Annotated in this window: 22 protein-coding genes; 7 read left to right on the top strand and 15 right to left on the bottom strand. The window is 39.8% G+C overall.

Annotation, left to right across the window (positions count from 1 at the left end; genetic code table 11):
• Window positions 1-52 precede the first annotated feature (52 nt).
• The gene (locus AC1M9E_RS14120; RefSeq protein WP_481953243.1) at window positions 53-1,495 is read left to right on the top strand and encodes an aminotransferase-like domain-containing protein; all 1,443 of its coding nucleotides are present in this window, start codon (window positions 53-55) and stop codon (window positions 1,493-1,495) included.
• A 5-nt stretch (window positions 1,496-1,500) separates the two neighbouring features.
• Here AC1M9E_RS14120 and AC1M9E_RS14115 read toward each other — a convergent pair whose 3' ends face one another.
• From AC1M9E_RS14115 to AC1M9E_RS14085, 7 genes are all read right to left on the bottom strand, one after another.
• A complete protein-coding gene (locus AC1M9E_RS14115) occupies window positions 1,501-2,070 on the bottom strand; it encodes a DNA-3-methyladenine glycosylase I (protein ID WP_481586937.1) in 570 nt (189 codons plus the stop codon).
• Window positions 2,071-2,088: 18 nt separating this feature from the next.
• Entirely contained in the window at window positions 2,089-2,334 is a 246-nt protein-coding gene (locus AC1M9E_RS14110; RefSeq protein ID WP_035264881.1) for a hypothetical protein, read from the bottom strand.
• Window positions 2,335-2,363: 29 nt separating this feature from the next.
• On the bottom strand, window positions 2,364-2,888 hold the full coding sequence (locus tag AC1M9E_RS14105; protein ID WP_035264946.1) for a M23 family metallopeptidase: 525 nt from the start codon (window positions 2,886-2,888) through the stop codon (window positions 2,364-2,366).
• Between the two features lie 59 nt (window positions 2,889-2,947).
• A complete protein-coding gene (gene mutY, locus AC1M9E_RS14100) occupies window positions 2,948-3,979 on the bottom strand; it encodes an A/G-specific adenine glycosylase (RefSeq protein ID WP_416224315.1) in 1,032 nt (343 codons plus the stop codon).
• A 106-nt stretch (window positions 3,980-4,085) separates the two neighbouring features.
• Window positions 4,086-4,454 carry an HIT family protein gene (locus AC1M9E_RS14095; protein ID WP_265596980.1) on the bottom strand — a complete coding sequence of 123 codons (369 nt, stop codon included), beginning with the start codon at window positions 4,452-4,454 and terminating at the stop codon, window positions 4,086-4,088.
• A 62-nt stretch (window positions 4,455-4,516) separates the two neighbouring features.
• Window positions 4,517-5,254: a dienelactone hydrolase family protein gene (locus AC1M9E_RS14090; RefSeq protein WP_481607158.1), complete on the bottom strand. Its 738-nt coding sequence runs from the start codon at window positions 5,252-5,254 to the stop codon at window positions 4,517-4,519.
• A gap of 229 nt (window positions 5,255-5,483) precedes the next feature.
• On the bottom strand, window positions 5,484-5,642 hold the full coding sequence (locus AC1M9E_RS14085; protein WP_035264869.1) for a DUF1328 domain-containing protein: 159 nt from the start codon (window positions 5,640-5,642) through the stop codon (window positions 5,484-5,486).
• Window positions 5,643-5,832: 190 nt separating this feature from the next.
• Between AC1M9E_RS14085 and AC1M9E_RS14080 the strand changes: the two genes are divergently transcribed.
• The 3 genes from AC1M9E_RS14080 (at window position 5,833) to AC1M9E_RS14070 (ending at window position 8,957) form a co-directional block, all read left to right on the top strand.
• Complete coding sequence (locus AC1M9E_RS14080) at window positions 5,833-6,285, top strand: YcgN family cysteine cluster protein (protein WP_481591991.1); 453 nt, start codon at window positions 5,833-5,835, stop codon at window positions 6,283-6,285.
• Window positions 6,286-6,395: 110 nt separating this feature from the next.
• The gene (locus tag AC1M9E_RS14075; protein WP_481607159.1) at window positions 6,396-7,580 is read left to right on the top strand and encodes a PQQ-dependent sugar dehydrogenase; all 1,185 of its coding nucleotides are present in this window, start codon (window positions 6,396-6,398) and stop codon (window positions 7,578-7,580) included.
• Window positions 7,581-7,682: 102 nt separating this feature from the next.
• On the top strand, window positions 7,683-8,957 hold the full coding sequence (locus AC1M9E_RS14070; protein ID WP_092766586.1) for a replication-associated recombination protein A: 1,275 nt from the start codon (window positions 7,683-7,685) through the stop codon (window positions 8,955-8,957).
• Window positions 8,958-9,376: 419 nt separating this feature from the next.
• On the opposite strand, the gene purC is transcribed toward AC1M9E_RS14070, so the two are convergent.
• Genes purC through dapA form a run of 3 tightly spaced genes read right to left on the bottom strand, consistent with a single transcriptional unit; the run spans window position 9,377 to window position 11,656 of the window.
• Window positions 9,377-10,096: a phosphoribosylaminoimidazolesuccinocarboxamide synthase gene (gene purC / locus AC1M9E_RS14065; RefSeq protein ID WP_092766585.1), complete on the bottom strand. Its 720-nt coding sequence runs from the start codon at window positions 10,094-10,096 to the stop codon at window positions 9,377-9,379.
• A gap of 37 nt (window positions 10,097-10,133) precedes the next feature.
• Complete coding sequence (locus AC1M9E_RS14060) at window positions 10,134-10,739, bottom strand: lipoprotein-34 precursor (NlpB) (protein WP_481607160.1); 606 nt, start codon at window positions 10,737-10,739, stop codon at window positions 10,134-10,136.
• 17 nt (window positions 10,740-10,756) lie between these two features.
• Window positions 10,757-11,656 (bottom strand): 4-hydroxy-tetrahydrodipicolinate synthase, encoded by a 900-nt coding sequence (gene dapA / locus AC1M9E_RS14055; RefSeq protein ID WP_481592783.1) that lies wholly within the window; start codon window positions 11,654-11,656, stop codon window positions 10,757-10,759.
• Window positions 11,657-12,337: 681 nt separating this feature from the next.
• On the opposite strand from dapA, the gene mhpT reads away from it, so the two are divergent.
• The 3 genes from mhpT to AC1M9E_RS14040 all read left to right on the top strand — a co-directional run bounded on the left by mhpT (window position 12,338) and on the right by AC1M9E_RS14040 (window position 15,358).
• Window positions 12,338-13,546, top strand: a complete 1,209-nt coding sequence (mhpT, locus tag AC1M9E_RS14050; RefSeq protein WP_035264856.1) for a 3-(3-hydroxy-phenyl)propionate transporter MhpT — start codon at window positions 12,338-12,340, stop codon at window positions 13,544-13,546.
• A 143-nt stretch (window positions 13,547-13,689) separates the two neighbouring features.
• Entirely contained in the window at window positions 13,690-14,343 is a 654-nt protein-coding gene (gene pncA, locus AC1M9E_RS14045) for a bifunctional nicotinamidase/pyrazinamidase (protein WP_481595696.1), read from the top strand.
• Window positions 14,344-14,392: 49 nt separating this feature from the next.
• Window positions 14,393-15,358 carry a bile acid:sodium symporter family protein gene (locus AC1M9E_RS14040; RefSeq protein ID WP_481591985.1) on the top strand — a complete coding sequence of 322 codons (966 nt, stop codon included), beginning with the start codon at window positions 14,393-14,395 and terminating at the stop codon, window positions 15,356-15,358.
• Window positions 15,359-15,364: 6 nt separating this feature from the next.
• Here AC1M9E_RS14040 and AC1M9E_RS14035 read toward each other — a convergent pair whose 3' ends face one another.
• Genes AC1M9E_RS14035 through thiL form a run of 5 tightly spaced genes read right to left on the bottom strand, consistent with a single transcriptional unit; the run spans window position 15,365 to window position 20,548 of the window.
• A complete protein-coding gene (locus AC1M9E_RS14035) occupies window positions 15,365-15,829 on the bottom strand; it encodes a 2-thiouracil desulfurase family protein (RefSeq protein ID WP_481614048.1) in 465 nt (154 codons plus the stop codon).
• Between the two features lie 60 nt (window positions 15,830-15,889).
• Window positions 15,890-17,728, bottom strand: coding sequence for a glutamine--fructose-6-phosphate transaminase (isomerizing) (glmS, locus tag AC1M9E_RS14030; protein WP_481952027.1), 1,839 nt, complete (start codon window positions 17,726-17,728; stop codon window positions 15,890-15,892).
• Window positions 17,729-17,740: 12 nt separating this feature from the next.
• On the bottom strand, window positions 17,741-19,105 hold the full coding sequence (gene glmU, locus AC1M9E_RS14025) for a bifunctional UDP-N-acetylglucosamine diphosphorylase/glucosamine-1-phosphate N-acetyltransferase GlmU (protein WP_035264841.1): 1,365 nt from the start codon (window positions 19,103-19,105) through the stop codon (window positions 17,741-17,743).
• A gap of 26 nt (window positions 19,106-19,131) precedes the next feature.
• A complete protein-coding gene (locus tag AC1M9E_RS14020) occupies window positions 19,132-19,608 on the bottom strand; it encodes a phosphatidylglycerophosphatase A family protein (protein WP_081403227.1) in 477 nt (158 codons plus the stop codon).
• Window positions 19,609-19,618: 10 nt separating this feature from the next.
• The gene (thiL, locus tag AC1M9E_RS14015) at window positions 19,619-20,548 is read right to left on the bottom strand and encodes a thiamine-phosphate kinase (RefSeq protein ID WP_481607173.1); all 930 of its coding nucleotides are present in this window, start codon (window positions 20,546-20,548) and stop codon (window positions 19,619-19,621) included.
• Between the last annotated feature and the right edge of the window lie 9 nt (window positions 20,549-20,557).

The raw sequence follows: 20,557 nt of genomic DNA, 5'->3' as shown, positions 1-20,557 counted from the left end.
TGCTAGGTTTATAGATACAGATACACAAATTTTATAAAAATGAGCACAGTTCATGTTTCAGTATCAAATCTTAGCCAAACATATCAAACAGAAAATTTTGAGTGGAGAACTTTGTTCAGGACAGAAGCTCATTTCCCTTCGACAATTTTCAGCATTACATGCCGTCAGTTTAAATACAGCAAAAAATTGTTATACATTATTGGAATCGGAAGGGCTCATTACTGTTAAAAATAAATCGGGTTATTTTGTTCAACATTTGAAATCCAGAAACGATCCGCCAGTGTTGCCTTATCATCGTGAATTTGATGCTGAAGCAAAGGATATCACTAACTTAGATTTGCAAATTGAAATACAGGAGTCTTCAACCAATAATCGATCAATTCATTTAGGTGCAGTACAAATCTCTCCAAATCACGTGCCTGTAGATGCAATCCGAAAGTCAATTCAACGTGCTTTAAAACACAGTCAACCAGAAGATTTCCTTTATAGTAATCGACAAGGGCATTTGAGATTGAGACAAGCTTTATCAGACCATTGGGCTGAAGATGGGTTTTATATCAATCCAGACGAGATTTATATCACCAATGGCTGTATGGCTGCGTTATCACTCGTGGTTCAGCTCTTGACCAAGGAAGGGGATGGCATTGTGATTCCAACCCCAAATTTTAATGGTCAATTACAGTTGTTAGGGACACTGAAACGCAAGTTGATTGAGATACCTGCAAATGTGGATGGTTTTGATTTAGAACGTCTAGAAAGAGCTATGCAGCACCCCGATACCAAAGCCTGTCTATTGACTGTGAATTATCAAAATCCACTAGGATTTGAGCTTTCAAATCATGATAAGCAGAAGATTGTGCAATTGGCTGAACAGTATCAATGCTATGTGATTGAAGATGATATTTATGCTGAATGTAGTTTTAATTTACAACGACCTTTACCGATCAAACATTGGGATGAAGCAGGCTATGTCATTTTATGCAGTTCAATATCAAAATCATTGTCCAGCGCATATCGAGTAGGTTGGTTTTGTTTACCGCCAAGGCTTAAACATTTACATCGTCAAATTGTCATTCAAAATGTCAGTGTGAATACACCTTTGCAATTGGCTTTGGCTGACCTGATGTATAGTAGAGCCTATCGTGAGCATCTACTCCGATTAAAACCAAAATTAAATCATCAAGTTGATGAATATCGACAAACGATATTAAGCGCTTTTCACGGGATCGACATTGGGTTAAGTCAGCCAGATGGTGGCTATGTTTTATGGCTGCAATTGCCGACACATATTGATGGTTTAGAACTCTATTATGCCGCACGTCAACATGGTATTAACATTGTTCCCGGAGATGTTTTTGGAGAAGAGCGCCGTTATAAAAATTATATTCGCTTAAATGCAGGGCATGAACTGACTCATGAAATTCATGACTCCATCGTGTTTTTAGCGGATTGGGTGAAACAAAAAATGAGGTCATCATCCCAAGCACCTTCTTAAAAGGATTATGGCGCTAAACTAAGCTTTTTAAAGCAGTGATTTTCATGATCATCAATCATTCCTACCGCTTGCAGATAAGAATAGATAATGGTTGGACCCACGAATTTAAAACCATTCTTTTTTAGAGTTTTAGACAGTTGCAGGCTTAATTCGCTTTGTGTTGGTGCTAAGCGATAGTCTGGCACAGAATGAACTTTGGGTTGATGCCCTACAAAACTCCATAACCATTTGACCATATCAGGCATGATTTGGCGCATATTCAACCATGCTCGAGCATTATCTCGAATCGCCTTTAGTTTACCTAAATGACGAATTATGCCCGGATCTTGTGTTATTTCGATTAAATGTTCATCTGTAAAAGTCGCAATTTCTTCAATGGTGTATTGAAAGAAATGATGTCGATATCGCTCGCGTTTTTTTAAAACAATAATCCAAGCGAGTCCTGCTTGCTGACCTTCTAAACAGAGCATTTCAAATAAGGTGTGTTCATCATATACAGGAACACCCCATTCTTGATCGTGATAATCAATATAAATCTGCTCATCGGAGCACCAGCTACAGCGTTGAATCGTCATGCGAATGCTCCGAAGTGATCAAATGGTAAAAGCAACCCACTGATCGTTTTGATTGTCCCAAAAGAACAACTCTGCTTGTTCTAAATCCGAAAAATTAATCCAGAAATCTTTACCTGCTTTATCTGCAAAACCAGTGCTAATCAACAGAGCTTCTTCGGTAATTTCCATAATCCAGCCCTGATGGCTTTGTCCATTTAAGACAATACGTTGTTGATTGCCAGATTCTGCAAATTCAACTAGACGATTAATCAAGGCTTCTGACATGAAAACTTCCTAAAAATAAAAACTTTAATTTAACGTAAATAAGGGTATGGATTGACAGGGCCTCGACCGCGACCATCTAAGTAAATTCCATAATGTAAATGAGGGGCAGTATGTCGAGCATTACCCGTATTGCCGACATAACCAATATGGTCACCTCGTCGCACGAAGTCACCCTCATTGAGACCTTTTTTATGCTGATCTAAATGCGCATAATAATGCCAAGAACCAGCGGGTCCTAAAATCCAAATGACTTTCCCACCCAGCTTATTATCGCGCATACTGCGAACAATTCCATCAGTTGCACTATAAACTTTTGTACCACGAGCCGCCAAGATATCAATGCCTTCATGTGTTCGACCGTGACTTCGTGATGCACCCCAAGTGTCTGTCAGTTGTCGCGCTTTTACACCTTGTACTGGGATAGGTAATTTTCGATCCAAAGGAAGCATATGTAAGCGAGCAACGAGGGTTGGATCAAGCGGCGTTTGTTTTGGAGGTTGGCTACTGCAGGCGACAAGTAAAATAGCTACACTTAGGATGATGTAATGTCGCAAATACTTAGTCACTCGAACTCCTTGATATGATACAGCCACACTTATTTGAATCGACTATGTCACAAATTCACGGCTGAGATCAATTTTTTCATCGCAGTTGGAATACCCATTTCTGTTACAACTTGTGGAGCGAGCCATTCACCTCCTAATTCTGTTTGGAGGTATTCCATCTGGTCGAGATCAACATGGAAAATATGTGCATTCAGTAACCAGGTAAAGTGGGTGAAACTGTGTGAAATTTGAGTCGGTAATTGATTACTCACCAAACCATATTGCTGAGTCAATTGACTAAATTCTGAAGTTTCATCAATGATGGGTAAGGTCCATAAACCACCCCATAAGCCTGAATGCGGACGTTGTTGCCATAACCATGTATTTTCAGTACTTCGCAGTAATAAAACATCCGCAGTCTTTATAGGCACTGCTTTTTTTGGCTTTTTAAATGGTAACTCTTGTGTCAGACCCTGCTTTAAAGCTTGGCATTCTGACTGCATTGGACAGTACAGGCAAAGTGGTTTTTTAGGAGTACAAATTGTTGCACCCAAATCCATAATGGCTTGCGTGTAATCATGGTTGCGTTGTTCAGGACAGAGTTGCTCAGCTAATTCCCACATTGCACGTTCATGGACAGGCTTTGATAAATCATCTTCAATGGCAAAGAAACGTGCTAAAACACGCTTAACATTTCCATCCATTATCACGCCGTATTTGCGTAATCCAAGTGACATCAATGCACCAGCAGTTGATCTACCTATTCCTGGCAGGGCCATCCAAGCTTCTAAAGTCTCTGGAAAATGTCCATTTTGACTTACGATTGTGGCTGCTTTATGCAGGTTGCGAGCACGCGCATAATAGCCTAGACCTGCCCAGTAAGGAGCAACTTCATCCCAAGTAGCACGACCTAAATCGGTGACCGTCGGAAAGCGCTCAATAAAACGATCATAGTATTTCAGAACAGTTTTCACTTGGGTTTGCTGCAACATAATTTCAGAGACCCAAACTTTGTAAGGATCATCTGCGACTTGCCATGGCAGGTCATGTCGACCATGTACATCAAACCAATCCAGTAACGCAGTTGAAAAAGAAAACATGAAAATACCATTAATACAATCTGTGCTCATTATAACCAATCTAGGCAAAGACCTTTTAAAAAAGCATGAAAAAAGGCGCATATTGCGCCTTTTTGTAAAATCAACATTACTCTTGAATAATGCCCCAACGACTATCTAATTTAAGCGGTTGGTTTTTGTAACGAGGAATAATATGGATGTGTAAATGTTCCGACTCTTCATCGCCAAAAACTTTGCCATCATTAAAAGCGATATGAAAGCCTTCCGGATGATGACGGATTTTTAACTCGTTACGTGCCAGTTCTAACAACGACTGTAAACTTTTACGCTCTTTATCGGTAATTTCAAAAAAAGAACTCACATGACGTAAAGGAATAATAACGGAATGTCCTTTAGTCAACGGTTGCTGTTCTGGCAAAATCACACCGAATTCATTTTTATCAATCACATCATATTCATCGTGATTGCAATAAGTACATTGTTCACTCATCCTTATATTCCTCTTATATTTTATCTTCTTTCTTCAATAATCTTAGCGCTAATAAACTTTGAAAGTAATTAATCTAAGTGACGCGACAGTAACTCATACATCGCAGCTAAGCTTTTTTCCTCAGCTTCAGCGTTATAACCGAGATCTACACCATTGGCTTTTGCCCGTTCATCAGCTTGTGGATTGCTAAAACCATGTTTTGCATCCTCAAAGATAATGACCTCATGTGGCACCTGAGCTGCAAACATTTCTTCTTTAAATTGTGCCACATCATCTAGCGTGACCATGCTATCTAGCTCACCATGCAAAACCAGAATTTCAGCTTTTACTTGACCTTGTTGAGCAGGTGTTTGCGCAGATAAATTAGCATGGAAGGTAGCAACTGCTTTTAAATTCGCCCCAGATCGAGCAAGATCTAAAACAACTTTTCCGCCGTAACAAAAACCAATCGCAGCTAATCGAGTTGCGTCAACTTCAAGCTGTGCAGATAAAGTGTCTAACGCAGCTGTAGCGCGTTGTACAATTGTTTCAGGCTGTGCGAAAGTTTGCATCATCCACTCATTTGCTTGAGAAGCTTCAGTGGTTACCTTTTTGTCGCCGTACATATCAATGGCAAAAGCAGCATATCCTTGTTCTGCAAGTTCTCGAGCACGTTGTTCTGTATATTCATTACGACCCCACCACTCTGGGGCTACAATAATACCTGCAGCTCCTGAAGAGTTTTCAGGTGCGGCAAAATAACCAATCAATTGAGTACCATCTGCCGCTTTATACTGAATTTCTCTTGTTTGAATTGCTGAAGTCATTATTGAAAGTCCTTTCGTTTATGAAAATCAGCAAAGATTAAAGCATAAATGTTTTCCGAAGTGATGAATTTGCAATAAGAAAGTAAAATCAAATGTGAGAATTTATGAAAGATTGGAATGTATAAAACGCGTATCAATGAACAGATAAAAAGAAATAAAAAAAGAAGAAGGAGTACCTTCTTCTTTTCATCAATCTTGTGTTTTCAATTTAATCTAGTGATTTAGAACACTAGACTTTGCCTCTTGAGATAAAGCCTACAATTGCGAGAATCACTGCAATCACAAGTAAGATAATTGCGAAATCTTTAGATAAGCCTGCTACACCACCAAACCCTAGCAAACTTGCTATCAATGCAATCACTGCAAAAATAATCGCCCAACGGAACATTTTGATTCTCCATAAATTTTTATTAATGTTCATTCAGTATAAGAAAATAAACTGAGCAAAATGTATACAAAGGGTATTTTAACGTAGAGTATTGATATTCTTTAGTTAATCAACTGTAACTGAGATTGATGAAATTTTATGAGAATTATTAGTGATATACTGACTCAAATTTTTGATATTTAGCTGAATCATGAGCACATCTTTACGCCCTGAATTTTGGAAACATTATTCACTGTTTGAAATGAACCAAGCAGAATGGGAGGCACTGTGTGATGGTTGTGGTATGTGTTGTTTGGTTAAATTAGAAGATGATGAAACCGAAGAAATCGCATATACCAAAGTTGCGTGCAAACTTCTAGATTGTCAGACGGGGCATTGTTCAGATTATGAAAATCGTCAGGTGCATGTACCTGACTGTATTCAGTTAACGCCTGAAAAATTACAACAAATACGATGGCTACCTTCGAGTTGTGCATATCGACGTATTAATGAAGGTAAAAAGCTACCGAATTGGCATCACTTGGTGACAGGCAATAAACAAAGTGTGATTAGTGCTCGAAAATCTGTAGCAGGTCGTTGTATATCTGAACAGCTTGTTAATGAAAATGAAATAGATGAATACATCGTGCGGTGGGTACGCTAGTACATTCAATTGCTAGACTACACATATTTTGTAATATAAAAACACTTTTAAAATGATCATTGCCGTTTAATCCTTGAGACTGATATTCAAGGATTTAAAAAGGGAAAGGCATGTTAAAAGCTGCAAAACTGATTTGGATTGTTGGTTTGAGCGGAATCATAATGGCGTGTCATGCCAATCAAAATAAAGCCAGTGAAGCACAGAATCCGCAGGAATCAACAGTCAAAAACGAGAATTCAAAAGCTCAAGAACAACGTTATCAAGTTGAAAAAATTGCTCTATTTAATGAACCATGGGCGATTGCAACTTTACCAAATGGTCAACTGTTAATTACAGAAAAGTCAGGCATACTTAAGTTGTTTGACCCACAATCAAAACGTAGTTTTAACGTGGCTGGTGTGCCTCAAGTTGCTTATGGCGGACAAGGTGGGTTAGGTGATGTTTCGATTCATCCTAATTTCAATAATAACGCTTGGTTATATCTCAGTTATGCCGAAGAAAAAAATGGATTATTTGGTGCAGTGGTAATCCGAGCGAAATTGGATTTATCGAATATCGAAGCACCGAAACTGACGGATATCGAACGCATATGGGAGCAAGTCCCTAAAGTGTCGGGTCAGGGGCATTATGCACATCGTATAGTGTTTGACCAGCAAGCGAATTTATGGATTAGTTCAGGGGAACGGCAGAAGTTTCAGCCTGCACAAGATATGCAGTCTAATCTAGGTAAAATTGTATATTTGTATGATGATGGTCGTGCTCAAGAATCTAATCCATTTGCCAAACAAGGTGGTGTCTCAGCGCAGATTTGGAGTTTAGGTCATCGTAATCCTTTAGGTATGGCATTCGATCATCAAAATCGTTTGTGGGTGGCAGAAATGGGCCCTAAAGGTGGTGATGAGTTCAATCTTATTGAAAAAGGTAAGAATTATGGCTATCCAATTGTATCTAATGGTGATCACTATGATGGTAAAAAGATTCCGAATCATGAAACGCGACCTGAATTTATAGCCCCTAAACTTGATTGGTCTCCAGTGATTTCACCCTCGAGTCTGATTTTTTATAAATCTAACTATTTTCCACAATGGAAGAACAAAGCCTTAATCGGTGGATTATCATCGAAAGCCATTATTGTGGTAGATCCACAATCTGAACCTGTACGAGAAATTCAGCGCTTGGATATGGGGGTTCGAGTACGAGACTTGCATGAAGCAAAGGATGGCACAATTTGGGGAATAGAAGATGGACCGCAAGCTTATTTATTCAAATTAAAACCAAAACTCGAATCTGAGTAAAATGAAAAATGTTGAATAGTGATGGTTGTTTTGACTATTAATATTGGAATTTGACTATTACATAGTAGACTAGTCAACAGCACTTTGAGATCTATAAAAAATATGTCCGATACACAAATTCCGCTACCTGAACGCTTACGTCCACGTGATTTGTCTGAGATTATCGGACAAGATCATTTACTTGGTGAAGACGCACCTTTACGTCAAATGATTGACCAAGGACATTTACCTTCGATTATTTTTTGGGGGCCTCCAGGGGTCGGCAAGACCACCATTGCGCTATTGTTAGCTCAAGCTGTAGATCGTACTTTTATTAGCTTGTCTGCACTCAACACTGGTGTTAAAGAGCTTCGAGAAATTATTGGGGAAAGTGGCGATCTCATTGTGCCAGTGGTTTTTATTGATGAAATTCATCGCTTTAATAAATCTCAACAAGATGCCTTACTGAGCGCAGTAGAAAAAGGCAAGATTACTCTGGTTGGTGCAACCACAGAAAATCCTTCTTTTGAAGTCAATAATGCTTTGTTGTCGCGCTGTCAGGTGTATACGCTGAATGCATTATCTGAGCATGATATTCAACATTTAATTGAACGTGCACTCAAGCAAGACCAATTTTTGAAAGACCGTCATATTCACATCGAAGAATATGATGCATTAATTCAATTTGCCGCAGGCGATGCTCGTAAAGCACTCAATTTATTGGATCTCATTGCGAGCACATTTGAAGCAGATGTTGAAAATATTGTCACCAATGCCATCGTGGTAAAAGTAGCTCAACAAAATATTGCGCGATATGACAAATCTGGTGAGCAGCACTATGATTTAGTCTCAGCTTTCATTAAATCAATTCGTGGAAGTGATCCTGACGCTGCACTATATTGGATGGCGAGAATGTTAAAGGGGGGGGAAGATCCAGTCTTTATTGCGCGTCGGATGTTGATAGCCGCTTCGGAAGATATTGGAAATTCTAATCCTAATGCGTTGTTATTGGCTGGGGAGTGTTTTAGGTCCGTTCAAGCGGTTGGGATGCCAGAATGCCGTATTATTTTAGGACAATGTGCAGTGTATTTGGCCACAAGCGCGAAAAGTAACAGCACTTACTTAGCAATCAATAAAGCATTAGAGTTGGCTGAACGTACGTCAAATCTTCCAGTTCCATTGCATTTAAGAAATGCTCCAACCAAGTTAATGAAAGAGCAGGGATATGGTGTAGATTACTTATATCCACATCACTATCCAGAACATTTCGTGTTGCAGGATTATATGCCTCCAGAGCTGAAAGGCACCAAATTGTACGAATCAGCTCGTAATAAGCGTGAAGTTGAAGCAGAGCGTTTACAGCAGCGACGTTGGCAGCAAGAGCAGCAACAACAATAAAAAAAGCCCAGTTCTATGGGAAGCTGGGCGAAAAGCGATTCATCTGGTCGGCAACTACAGTCTCTCTCTTGAGCCACCAACTCCTGTAGTTGCCTGGTATAAAAATATATTAGTTGAACTTAGTAATATTGTAAAAACGATCATTTTAATAAATAGCATTAATTTATTCGATTAATGGGTGTAAATTTAAAAACAAAAACAACAATTGAGTTTTTTAATGATCAAGACCCCAGATTTGTCATCTTATTTAAATATCGATTCGATAAATTAATAGCATTACCAATGAGGAGAGAGCATTGGTAATGCGACTTAACAAAAATAATGAATGTATAACAACAATTTGAAAATATAAAAATAATATCAACAGATACAAAAAAGCCGAGTCATATGACTCGGCTTCATTTTATCTAAATTTTGATTTAGATATCAGAAAGGTCAACACCGATACGTGTCGCAACTTCTTCATATGCTTCAACCACACCACCTAAACCTTGGCGGAAACGGTCTTTATCTAATTTTTTCTTGGTATCTTTGTCCCATAGACGGCAACCATCTGGAGAGAATTCATCACCAAGAACGATACGATCATGGAACACACCAAATTCAAGTTTAAAATCAACTAAAAGCATGTTGCCTTGAGCAAAAAGATCTTTTAACACCACGTTTACTTGGTGAGTTAACTCTTTCATACGCTCAAGTTGTTCAGCAGTAGCCCAACCTAAAGCAATGGCTTGAGATTCATTCACCATTGGGTCGCCCAAAGCGTCATCTTTGAAAAATAATTCAAATGTAGGTGGTGTAAGTTCTAAACCTTCTTCAACACCCAAACGACGGCAAAGCGAACCAGCTGCATAGTTACGGATTACACATTCAACTGGAATCATGTTTAACTTTTTAACCAAAACTTCGTTTGGTGTTAAAAGTTTTTCGAAATGAGTTTCGATACCTGCAGCTGCAAGTTTTTCCATGATAAAGGCGTTAAAACGGTTGTTCACCTTACCTTTGCGATCTAGCTGTTCGATTTTTTCGCCATTAAATGCTGAGGCATCATCACGAAAGACTAAAATCAGGTGGTCTGCACTATCGGTTTCATAAACGGATTTAGCTTTACCAGTATAGAGCAAGGTTTGTTTTAACATGGTGGAACCTTTTTCAGAAAAAATATGCCTAGAACGACTAGGCTGGCCAGTTTTGATAAATCTGGGTTAACAGGCTCGCAGCTTTTTGTTTGTCTGCAAACGCGTTAGTTGGGGTAAACACGGCCAAGGTATGACTCGAACCTACAGATGTCAGTTTAAGCACTAAACTTTCACCATCCACTTGAATTGTCGCGGAATGGGGATTCTTAGGTTGATTGACAAAGTTGTAGTTGAGGCTACTGAGGGTGGCGATTGTGTATTGCCAAATTGTAGCAGAATTTCCGTCAATTTTGATCAACGGATTGCCATTTCCATCAGTTAAAAGTTGTGGACGACCGACAGCAGTTGATTGTTCACTCTCAACAGGATTAGAAACGGTTGGTGCCACATTAGGACGAGGTAGCTCGAAACGATTACCTCGCTTATTAACCATTTGTGGCGCATTGTCTATTGCAAGCTGTTCAACAACAGGCGCTGGATAAAGCGGTGTTGCTGGTCTAACCATTGAACCTTCAGGAAATTTAAGCGGGGTTTGTGCAGTAGATTTTTTATAATCGAGTGAACCATTATCGATACCAATCGTACTACAACCGACCATGCTGAGGGCTGAAAGGGCAAGGGATAAACCAAAACGTAGTTGCATAGTTGTTAAACTCTTCTTTAAATAATGCTCGCAGCTTTTAATGCATCACGCAGTGAAGCTCGATATTGTTCTGCTAATGGAGTAAGTGGTAAACGGATACCTGTACCAATTAATCCCATTTCATGAAGTGCCCATTTCACAGGAATTGGGTTTGATTCACAAAATAGAATTTCGTGTAAATTTGCAACTTGATCATTAATTGCTTTTGCTTGAGCTGCATCACCCACTAAACCAGCGGCACACACTTGGCTCATTTGCTTTGGAGCAACGTTAGCGGTCACAGAAATATTACCTTTCGCACCATGCTCAATCAGTTGATATGCTGTTGCGTCATCACCTGAATAGACCACCATTTCTTTGCCTTCAAGTGCTTTTAAAAGCTCAGCACCGCGAGGAACATCACCTGTTGCATCTTTAATCCCTACGATTTGAGGAATATCAGCAAGACGAACTACAGTTTCATTGCTCATATCAACGCCAGTACGGCCAGGTACGTTATAAAGAATTTGCGGTAAATCAACAGCTTCAGCAATTGCTTTGTAATGCTGATACAAGCCTTCTTGAGTCGGTTTGTTATAATATGGCGTTACTAAAAGTGCAGCATCTGCACCAAGCTCTTTAGCTTCTTTGGTAAGCTCAATCGCTTCATGCGTTGAGTTTGCGCCTGTGCCGGCAATAATTGGAATGCGTTTATTGGCTACACGAATGATTTCTTTGATCACTTGAGTGTGTTCAGCCATGCTTAAGGTCGAAGCTTCACCTGTTGTTCCCACGGCAACGATACTGTTTGTACCTTGTTCAATGTGCCATTCAACAAGCTTCTCGAGACCCTTCCAATCAACAGTTCCATCTTCAAACATTGGAGTGACGATTGCGACGATTGAGCCTTGAATTACCTGAGCTTGCTGAGTAGTCATTTTAAAACACGATCCTATTTTTCCATCCAGTGAAGGTTGAGAAGCGAAGTTTGGATGGGTATGTATTTTGATTTATATCACGATCCAATATGCCTGCATACTGGATAATGCGTATGCAAATTATGAACTAAGCTACCAATAAGAACAATATGAATTCACTTCAGTCAAAAAAAAGTTTAGTTAAAACAAGTAACTTTTTTTAAAAAAAGCAATTTTAAGACCTTATGGTTAGGCATTTAAATTACAGTGAAGATAGATGTTCGTCTATGAAAGTATTGCGGATAAAAATGAAAATTCGAACTAAAATCTGACCAATTTACCCTGAATTAATAGCTTATATCACTTACATCAGATTTAAGATGTATGTATATACAGGTGAATAGACTAATAATTTTTAAATTATGTGATTATTATAATTTATAAAACGTCTTATTTTTTTTACTTAAAGGTTAAATTATTCTAATACTTATAGATTTTATAATAGATTTTTCTTGGTTTTTTCCTAAATAAAAAAAATAATTAATCGTTTTGAAGACTAGAATTTATTTTGGTTGGCAAGAGGTATGAAATTTAATCTTATTTTGATTACATTTTATTACACCATTTGATAACTCTCACTTTCATTGACTTACATAGATAATCGGGCATCGGACTCAAATGCTGATGAGTGAGGGAAGTTCAATGCAAGAATCAGTAAGTAACAAACATGCAATTTTGACGGTAGGTATCTGCTTCCTCATTGCAGTAATTGAAGGCTTAGATATTCAGGCTGCAGGTATTGCAGCTGCGGGTATTCGTGAACATTTTGGTTTAGATAGTTCACAATTAGGTGTGTTTTTTAGTGCCGGTATTTTAGGTCTGTTACCTGGGGCACTGGTAGGTGGGCGTATTGCGGACCGTATTGGTCGTAAAACAGTTTTAATTTGGTCTGTTGCTGTTTTCGCTGTATTCACTTTATGTACGGTATGGGTAAATAGTTTTAACAGTTTATTGGCTGTACGTTTCCTTGCAGGTGCAGGACTAGGTGCAGCAATGCCAATTCTCATCACTTTGGCTTCTGAAGCAGTAACCCCACAAAATCGTGGTCGTGCTGTAGGGCTAATGTACTGTGGTATGCCTGTCGGTGCTGCGATCTTATCTTTAATTGCAAGTACAGATTTCGGTGCTAATTGGAAAAATATTTTCTATCTTGGTGGTTTATTACCATTAATTGTTATACCAGTGATGATGAAATTCTTACCTGAATCTAAAGAATTTTTGAAAACGCAAAATAGAACTGAAGCTGAAATTGCAGAAGCTCCACAAGGTTCGTTTAAAGATTTGTTTAATTCACAGAATCTTCTTCGTACGATGTTCATCTGGTGTAGCTATTTCTTCACGCTCATGGTGGTTTACATCATGCTCAGCTGGTTACCTTCTCTATTCCAAGAATTAGGTTTTTCGAGAAAAGAAGGTGCGACAGCGCAATTCTACTTCATGGTAAGTGCTACTGTAGGTACTGTGATTTTAGGTGTATTAACTGACCGCTGGAAAAAAGCTTATGTGATCTTGTTAATGTACGGTGGTATTTTGGCTGGCCTTCTTGCGTTGAATGCAGCAAGCTCACTCACACAAATGTATTTGGCTTCAGCATTGGTTGGTGCTTTCGTGATTGGCTGTCAAGGTGTGCTTTACGCATTTGGTGGTATTGTGTACCCAACAGAAGTACGTGGTACAGGTGTTGGTGTAGCATCGGCAGTAGGTCGTATCGGTGCTATGCTTGGGCCAGCAATTGCAGGATCATTGTTAACGGCAGGATTTGGTGCAGCAGGCGTAATCTCTGCAGCAATCCCTTGTATTATTATTTCTGCGATCTTCATGTTAATGTTGGTACGTCGTATCCAGAATTAAGACAAAAACATAGATTAAAGCCTGCTTGATGCAGGCTTTTTTTATAGAATTTTGATATCAAATTTTCAACTCAAGCAATTGTAGTTCTCTTGATCCTATGCAATAGTCCCTAACAATTTTAAAAATATTGGGAGCTGAAAAGGATGTTCCAACCACAACAAAGTGCACTTATCGTTGTTGATGTTCAGAATGGATTTACCCCTGGGGGAAATTTGGCGGTAGCAAATTCAGATCAAATTATTCCAACCATTAATTCACTTGCTCGGCATTTTGACAATGTTGTCCTTACCCAAGATTGGCATCCTCAAGACCATATTTCATTTTTTGAAAATCATCCTGGAAAGTCTGCTTATGAGACGATTGAATTAGCTTATGGCCGCCAGGTGTTATGGCCTTCACATTGTGTGCAGGGTACACATGATGCAGATTTTCATCCAGACTTGAATATATCCAAAGCGCAGTTGGTCATTCGTAAAGGTTTTCATCCACATATTGATAGTTATTCTGCCTTTTTAGAAGCTGATCATCGAACATCGACTGGCTTAGCAGGTTATCTGCGTGAGCGTGGAATTCGTGACATCTTCATTGTCGGGATCGCCACTGATTTTTGTGTGGCTTGGACGGCAATTGATGCTGCAAAATTAGGTTTTAACAGTTATGTCGTGTCAGATGCGACTAAAGGCATCGATTTAAATGGTTCGTTGCAACATGCATGGCAAGAAATGCTTGCACAAGGTGTGAAACGAATTTACGCCAAAGAACTGATGACTCTCAGACACTCAGCGCAGACCATTTAAAGGCATGGCTCAAGATCATACGTCGTTAATCCAACAAGTGAACTTCTAAATGAAAGCTATCAATCAATTCGTGCAGAAAACCTTTGCGCTGTGGGTACTCCTATTTGCAGGAATTGCCATGTATATGCCAGAAGCTTTTATTTGGCTTAAGTCTTATATCACTTGGATGCTCGGGATTATCATGTTTGGCATGGGAATGACCCTGTCGTGGGAAGATTTTAAAAGTGTTTTCAGCCAGCCTAAGGCGGTTGCCGTTGGCGTGAGTGCTCAATTTATAGTGATGCCATTATTGGCATGGGGATTGTGCATAGCATTTCGATTACCCGCTGAAATTGCCGTTGGCGTACTCCTTGTTGGATGTTGTCCCGGAGGTACAGCATCTAACGTCATTGCTTATATGGCAAAGGCAAATGTGGCTTTGTCCGTCGCGTGTACCTCAGTTTCAACGATGTTAGCACCTTTGCTGACACCATTGATTTTTTATCTCTTAGCGAGTCAGTGGATCGATATAGATGCGGTAGCAATGCTTGTATCGGTAATGCAAGTGATTTTGTTCCCTATCATTTTAGGGGTGATCGTGAGCGGCCTATTTAAGCAAAAAATAGATCGATATATCGCAATGATGCCTATGGTTTCAGTCATCGCGATTGTATTGATTGTGGCTGCGATTATTGCTGGAAGCAAAATGCAAATTTTACAGTCAGGGTTACTGATCCTTGCTGTTGTAATTTTACATAATGGATTAGGATATTTTATAGGTTATTGGGCTGCAAAATTATTGCAGCTTAATCAAGCAGATGCTAAAGCAGTTTCGATAGAAGTAGGGATGCAAAATTCTGGCTTAGGCATTGCTTTAGCTGCGGTTCATTTTGCGGCAACACCCATTACAGCACTTCCAAGTGCGATTTTTAGTTTATGGCACAATATTTCGGGACCCATCTTGGCGAGTTATTGGGCGACGCGTGACAAAGCTCACCTTAAAAAACATGAATATGACGATGATGTGATTAAGTAGCTGATTTTATTTCATTAACTGATCTAGAAATTCTTTTTCAGTCATGATGTGAATACCATGTTGCTTTAAAAGCGCTGCTGTAACACCGTCCGCATTTATTTTTGACCCCGAAAAAGAGCCATCATAAATCTGACCAAAACCACATGATGGACTTTTAGCTTTCAAAATCGCATGAGTAATCCCATGTTTTTTCGCAAAAGCTAAGGTCTGTTTGGCACCTAAAATAAATGCTTCGGTAACATCTTTTCCCGAGAGATCAAATACTTTTGCATAGCCACTCAAAACATCGGAGCCTGTTCCTTTTTGAATTTCAGCAGGGGCTCTGGGAGTGCTAAGTCCTCCAGAAATTTCAGGGCAGATTACGACGGCCTGATCGGCATCAATCAGCGTTTTAATTTTTTCTTGAAGGCAATGTTGACCATTGTAGCGAACTGGATGTCCGACTAAGCATGCACTGATAAGATATTTCATTTGATAAAAAAAGACCGATAATTTTCATTATCGATCTTTTTAAGTGTAGATCAAATTGAATTATTCAACCGTAACTGACTTAGCTAAGTTACGCGGCTGATCTACATCGGTACCGCGTAGTACAGCGACGTGATAGGACAAAAGCTGCACAGGAATACTGTATACGATTGGTGATAATAGTGCTGAAACGCTCGGAACTTGAACAACGTGTTGGCGCTCTTTTTCCTTAATGCCACTATTTTCATCTGCAAATACAAACAGCTCACCACCACGTGCTTGAACCTCTTCCATATTTGATTTGAGCTTATCAAGCATGTCATCCTGAGGAGCAAGAATGACAACAGGCATATCATTATCAACTAAGGCCAATGGGCCGTGTTTCAACTCACCAGCTGCATAACCTTCAGCATGAATATATGAAATTTCTTTCAGTTTAAGCGCTCCTTCAAGCGCGATTGGGAACTGTGTTCCACGACCTAAAAATAGGCAATGTTGTTTTTCAACAAACAATTCAGATAGGCGTAAAATTTCTTTATCACATTGTAATGTGTCAAGAATCACTTTAGGTGTATGCCACAATCCAGTAATGATTTCTGTTACTTGTTCATTAGAAATCGTTTGTTTAACTTGACCGAACTTAAGCACGAGAAGCATCAAGGCAGCAAGTTGTGTGGTGAATGCTTTGGTCGACGCAACCCCAATTTCTGGACCTGCTAATGTCAATAAGCTGTAATCTGTTTCACGCACCATGGAAGATGTTGCAACGTTACAGATCGTCATCGTGGTGATATTAATATTTTTCGCTTTGGCACGTTTTTGTGTATCACGAAGAGCAGCCAATGTGTCGGCAGTTTCACCTGATTGAGAAATACACACATAGAGTGTATTGTTCACGATGACTGGAGTGCGATAGCGGAACTCACTTGCAATTTCAACTTGGCAAGGTACATCAATCAGTTGTTCAAACCAATATTTTGCGATCATGCCTGCATGGTAACTGGTACCGCAAGCGATGATTTGAACTTGCTGAATCTGAGAAAAATCTTCTACAGCATTTGCAAGAAAATCATCACGTAAGTGATCGGCATTTAAGGCTTGAGAGATGGTTTGCTTGATCGCTTCAGGTTGCTCATAAATTTCTTTCAGCATGTAATGCTTATATTCACCTTTTGAAGCATTACTCACTGTCGCATCAAGTTCTTTGACAGGGCGTTCAACGCGCTCACCTTGTACATAGACTTCAATCGTATCACGTGTTAAACGCGCAATATCACCTTCTTCAAGGTATATAAAACGATTGGTAATCGGTAATAGGGCCAATTGATCAGAACTGATAAAGTTCTCACCAATTCCCACACCGATCACGAGCGGTGAACCTTCACGAACAGTGATCAATTCATTTGGGTAATCTGTATGTACGATACCGAGTGCAAATGCACCTTTGAGTTGAGGCACAACTTGTTCAACGGCTTTAAGCAGGTTAGGAGCAGACTTCAGTGCATCATGAACTAAGTGTGCAACAACTTCAGTATCTGTTTGGGATGTAAACACATATCCTAATGCTTCAAGATCATCTTTAAGCTCTTGGTAATTTTCAATAATACCGTTATGTACCACAGCGACTTGACCAGATATATGCGGATGTGCATTATTTTCTGTAGGTTTGCCATGAGTAGCCCAACGTGTATGTGCGATACCAAGCGCGCCAGTGATCGCTGCTTCTGAAACCGCTTCTTCAAGGTTGATAACTTTACCGACACGACGTTCACGTAAAACTTGACCTGCATTGATTAAAGCTAATCCCGCTGAGTCATAACCACGGTATTCAAGACGCTTTAAGCCTTCAATTAGAATATTCGTTATGCTTCGTTCTGCTATACCGCCGACGATACCACACATATTGTAATCCCCTTAATTCTTAATCTTTTGTGGACGTGGATAATTGTCTTTCACAAATTGTTTAGAGCGTTCTACGGCTAAACTATGATCATCCACATCACGAGTAATCGTCGATCCAGCACCAACTGTTGCACCATTACCAATTTTAACCGGCGCGACTAAAGAGCTGTTTGAACCTATAAAGGCTTGGTCACCAATGATCGTTTTAAACTTGTTGGCACCATCATAATTACATGTGATCGTACCCGCGCCGATATTTGAACCCTCACCCACTTCAGCATCACCTAAGTACGTAAAATGATTGGCTTTAGAGCCTAAACCAATGGTGGTGTTTTTCACTTCAACAAAGTTGCCAATGTGTACTTCATTTGCCAATTTAGCACCAGGGCGCAAACGTGCGAATGGTCCAATTTGAGTCTGCTCACCCACAATGGCTGAATCAAATACGCTATACGGTTGAACTTTCGTGCCTGCAGCAATTTTGGAGTTTTTAATTACACATCCTGCACCGATTTCGACATTGTCACCAAGTTCACATTCGCCCTCGATAATGACATTGATATCGATACGCACATCTTGACCAACCTTGAGTGAACCTCGGAGATCGAAACGACTCGGATCGATCAAATGTACACCTTGCTGCATCAGTAATTTCGCTTGGTAGTTTTGGTATTCTCTTTCCAATGCTGCCAATTGCACACGATCATTTACACCTTCAACTTCGAAAGCTAAAGCAGGTTCAACTGAAGCAATTTCGAGTCCATCGTTAATAGCCATTGCTACGATATCTGTTAAATAGTATTCGCCTTGCGCATTATTATTATTCAGACGTGGCAACCACTCGTGCAATTTGGCATTGCTTACTGCATAAATGCCAGTATTAATTTCTTGAATTAAACGTTGCGCTTCAGAAGCATCTTTATGTTCAACAATGGCTTGGATTTTACCATTTTCTCTCACGATACGACCGTAACCTGAAGCATCGTCTAGTGTAAGTGTGACTAAGCCAATACCTTTAGATTGTGTTGCTTCAAGTAATTTTTGTAATGTATCGGCTGTAATACAAGGCACATCGCCGGATAAAATTAAAGAAATACCATCTTTGGGTAATACAGGTAAGGTCATTTGAACAGCGTGACCTGTACCAAGTTGTTCAGCTTGTTCAACCCAGTCAATATTTTCTGTCGAAAATGCTTGTTTAACTAGAGCGCCGCCGTGACCGAAAATAGTAATAATATTTTCAGCTTGTATTTTTTTTGCGGTTTCAATGACATGCCCTAAGAGTGGACGTCCTGCTAAAGGTTGTAATACTTTTGGTAGTTTTGAACGCATTCGCGTCCCTTTACCTGCAGCAAGAATAACAACTGTGGTTGACATACAACATCCTTTCTTTGGAGCTTGGCTTAAGCCATATCAATATAGAGATAAATTATAATACAAAGTGCTGCCCACAAACCTGCGATCAGGTCATCAAGCATAATGCCGAAACCACCGTCGACTTGACGATCAATGACGCGAATCGGCCAAGGTTTCCAAACATCAAAGAGACGGAAAAGTGCAAAACCAATAAAAAGCCATACCCAATTCATCAGACCTAGGTAGATTAAAGGGAGAAACGTGATCGATTGACCCGCAAATTCATCCCACACAATTCGTCCGTCATCATGGACGCGCATTATATCAGCGGCTCTTCCACAAATATATATCCCAATCAATGACATAACGATTATGGCAATCGTGCTATACAAAAAACCTATTGCCATGAAAGCAGGGATAAACAACAAGGCAAAAGCTGAACCAAAAGTACCAGGTGCTTTTGGCGCTAAACCAGAACCGAATCCAACGCCACAAAAAACAATGAAACGTTCAGACCAAGTCATCGTTTTAAAATTAATTGGTTGTTTTTGCAAAATGCTGATATCCCTGTAATTCTAGTTCTTGTGGTTGTTGATGATGATAAAAATCTAATTGCTGTGTCTCTTTTACGACACCAATCACCGTGATCGGTGTATCGCAGTGTCGAGCTTTTAATTCATCCAAGGCAGGTAAAGGAATGGTAAAACACAATTCATAATCATCACCACCTGCTAAAGCTAATTGCCATTTTTGTTGATTGGGCAATGCTTGTAAGGCAGGACTAAGTGGAAGTTGATCTAAGTGTAGGTCGGCACCAACATGAGATGCTTTGAGAATATGTCCTAGATCTTGTGCTAAACCATCGGATACGTCAATCATACTATGCGCCAATCCTTTAAGCGCTTGACCGAGTTCACAACGTGGAGTGGGATAATCGAGACGTTTTTTTAAAGCATGATCGGGATATTTTAATCCGAATGCAGCATCACCGACAGTGCCTGATACACAGATTAAATCACCTGCTTGAGCACCAGAACGTGGCACGGCTTTTCCAATATCCACCCAGCCTAGAGCAGTAACTGATAATGTGAGATGTGGGCTTTGCGTTGTGTCGCCGCCAATTAAACTTACTCCAAATTGATCGCAACAATCATACAAACCCTGACTAAACCCTTTTAGCCAGTGATGATCAATTTGGGGTAGGCTCAATGCCAAGAGAATGCTTTGAGGTTTTGCACCCATGGCTGCAATGTCTGAAAGATTCACAGCTACAGATTTCCATCCAATCGCATGGGGATCTGTATCGATGGGGAAATGTCGACCAGCAACGAGGGTATCGGCACAAATGACCAATTGTTGCTGTGGAGGCGGGGTGAGCAGGGCTGAGTCATCACCGACACCTAGATCGACTGAAGAATAACTCGGTCGATTGAAATAGGTGTCAATAATAGAAAACTCAGCCATTTCAACAAC

It is taken from the genome of Acinetobacter sp. 24-47-47 (assembly GCF_057737035.1).
Note: the sequence above shows the minus strand (reverse complement) of the source record. Positions and strands in the feature narration are given on the sequence as shown.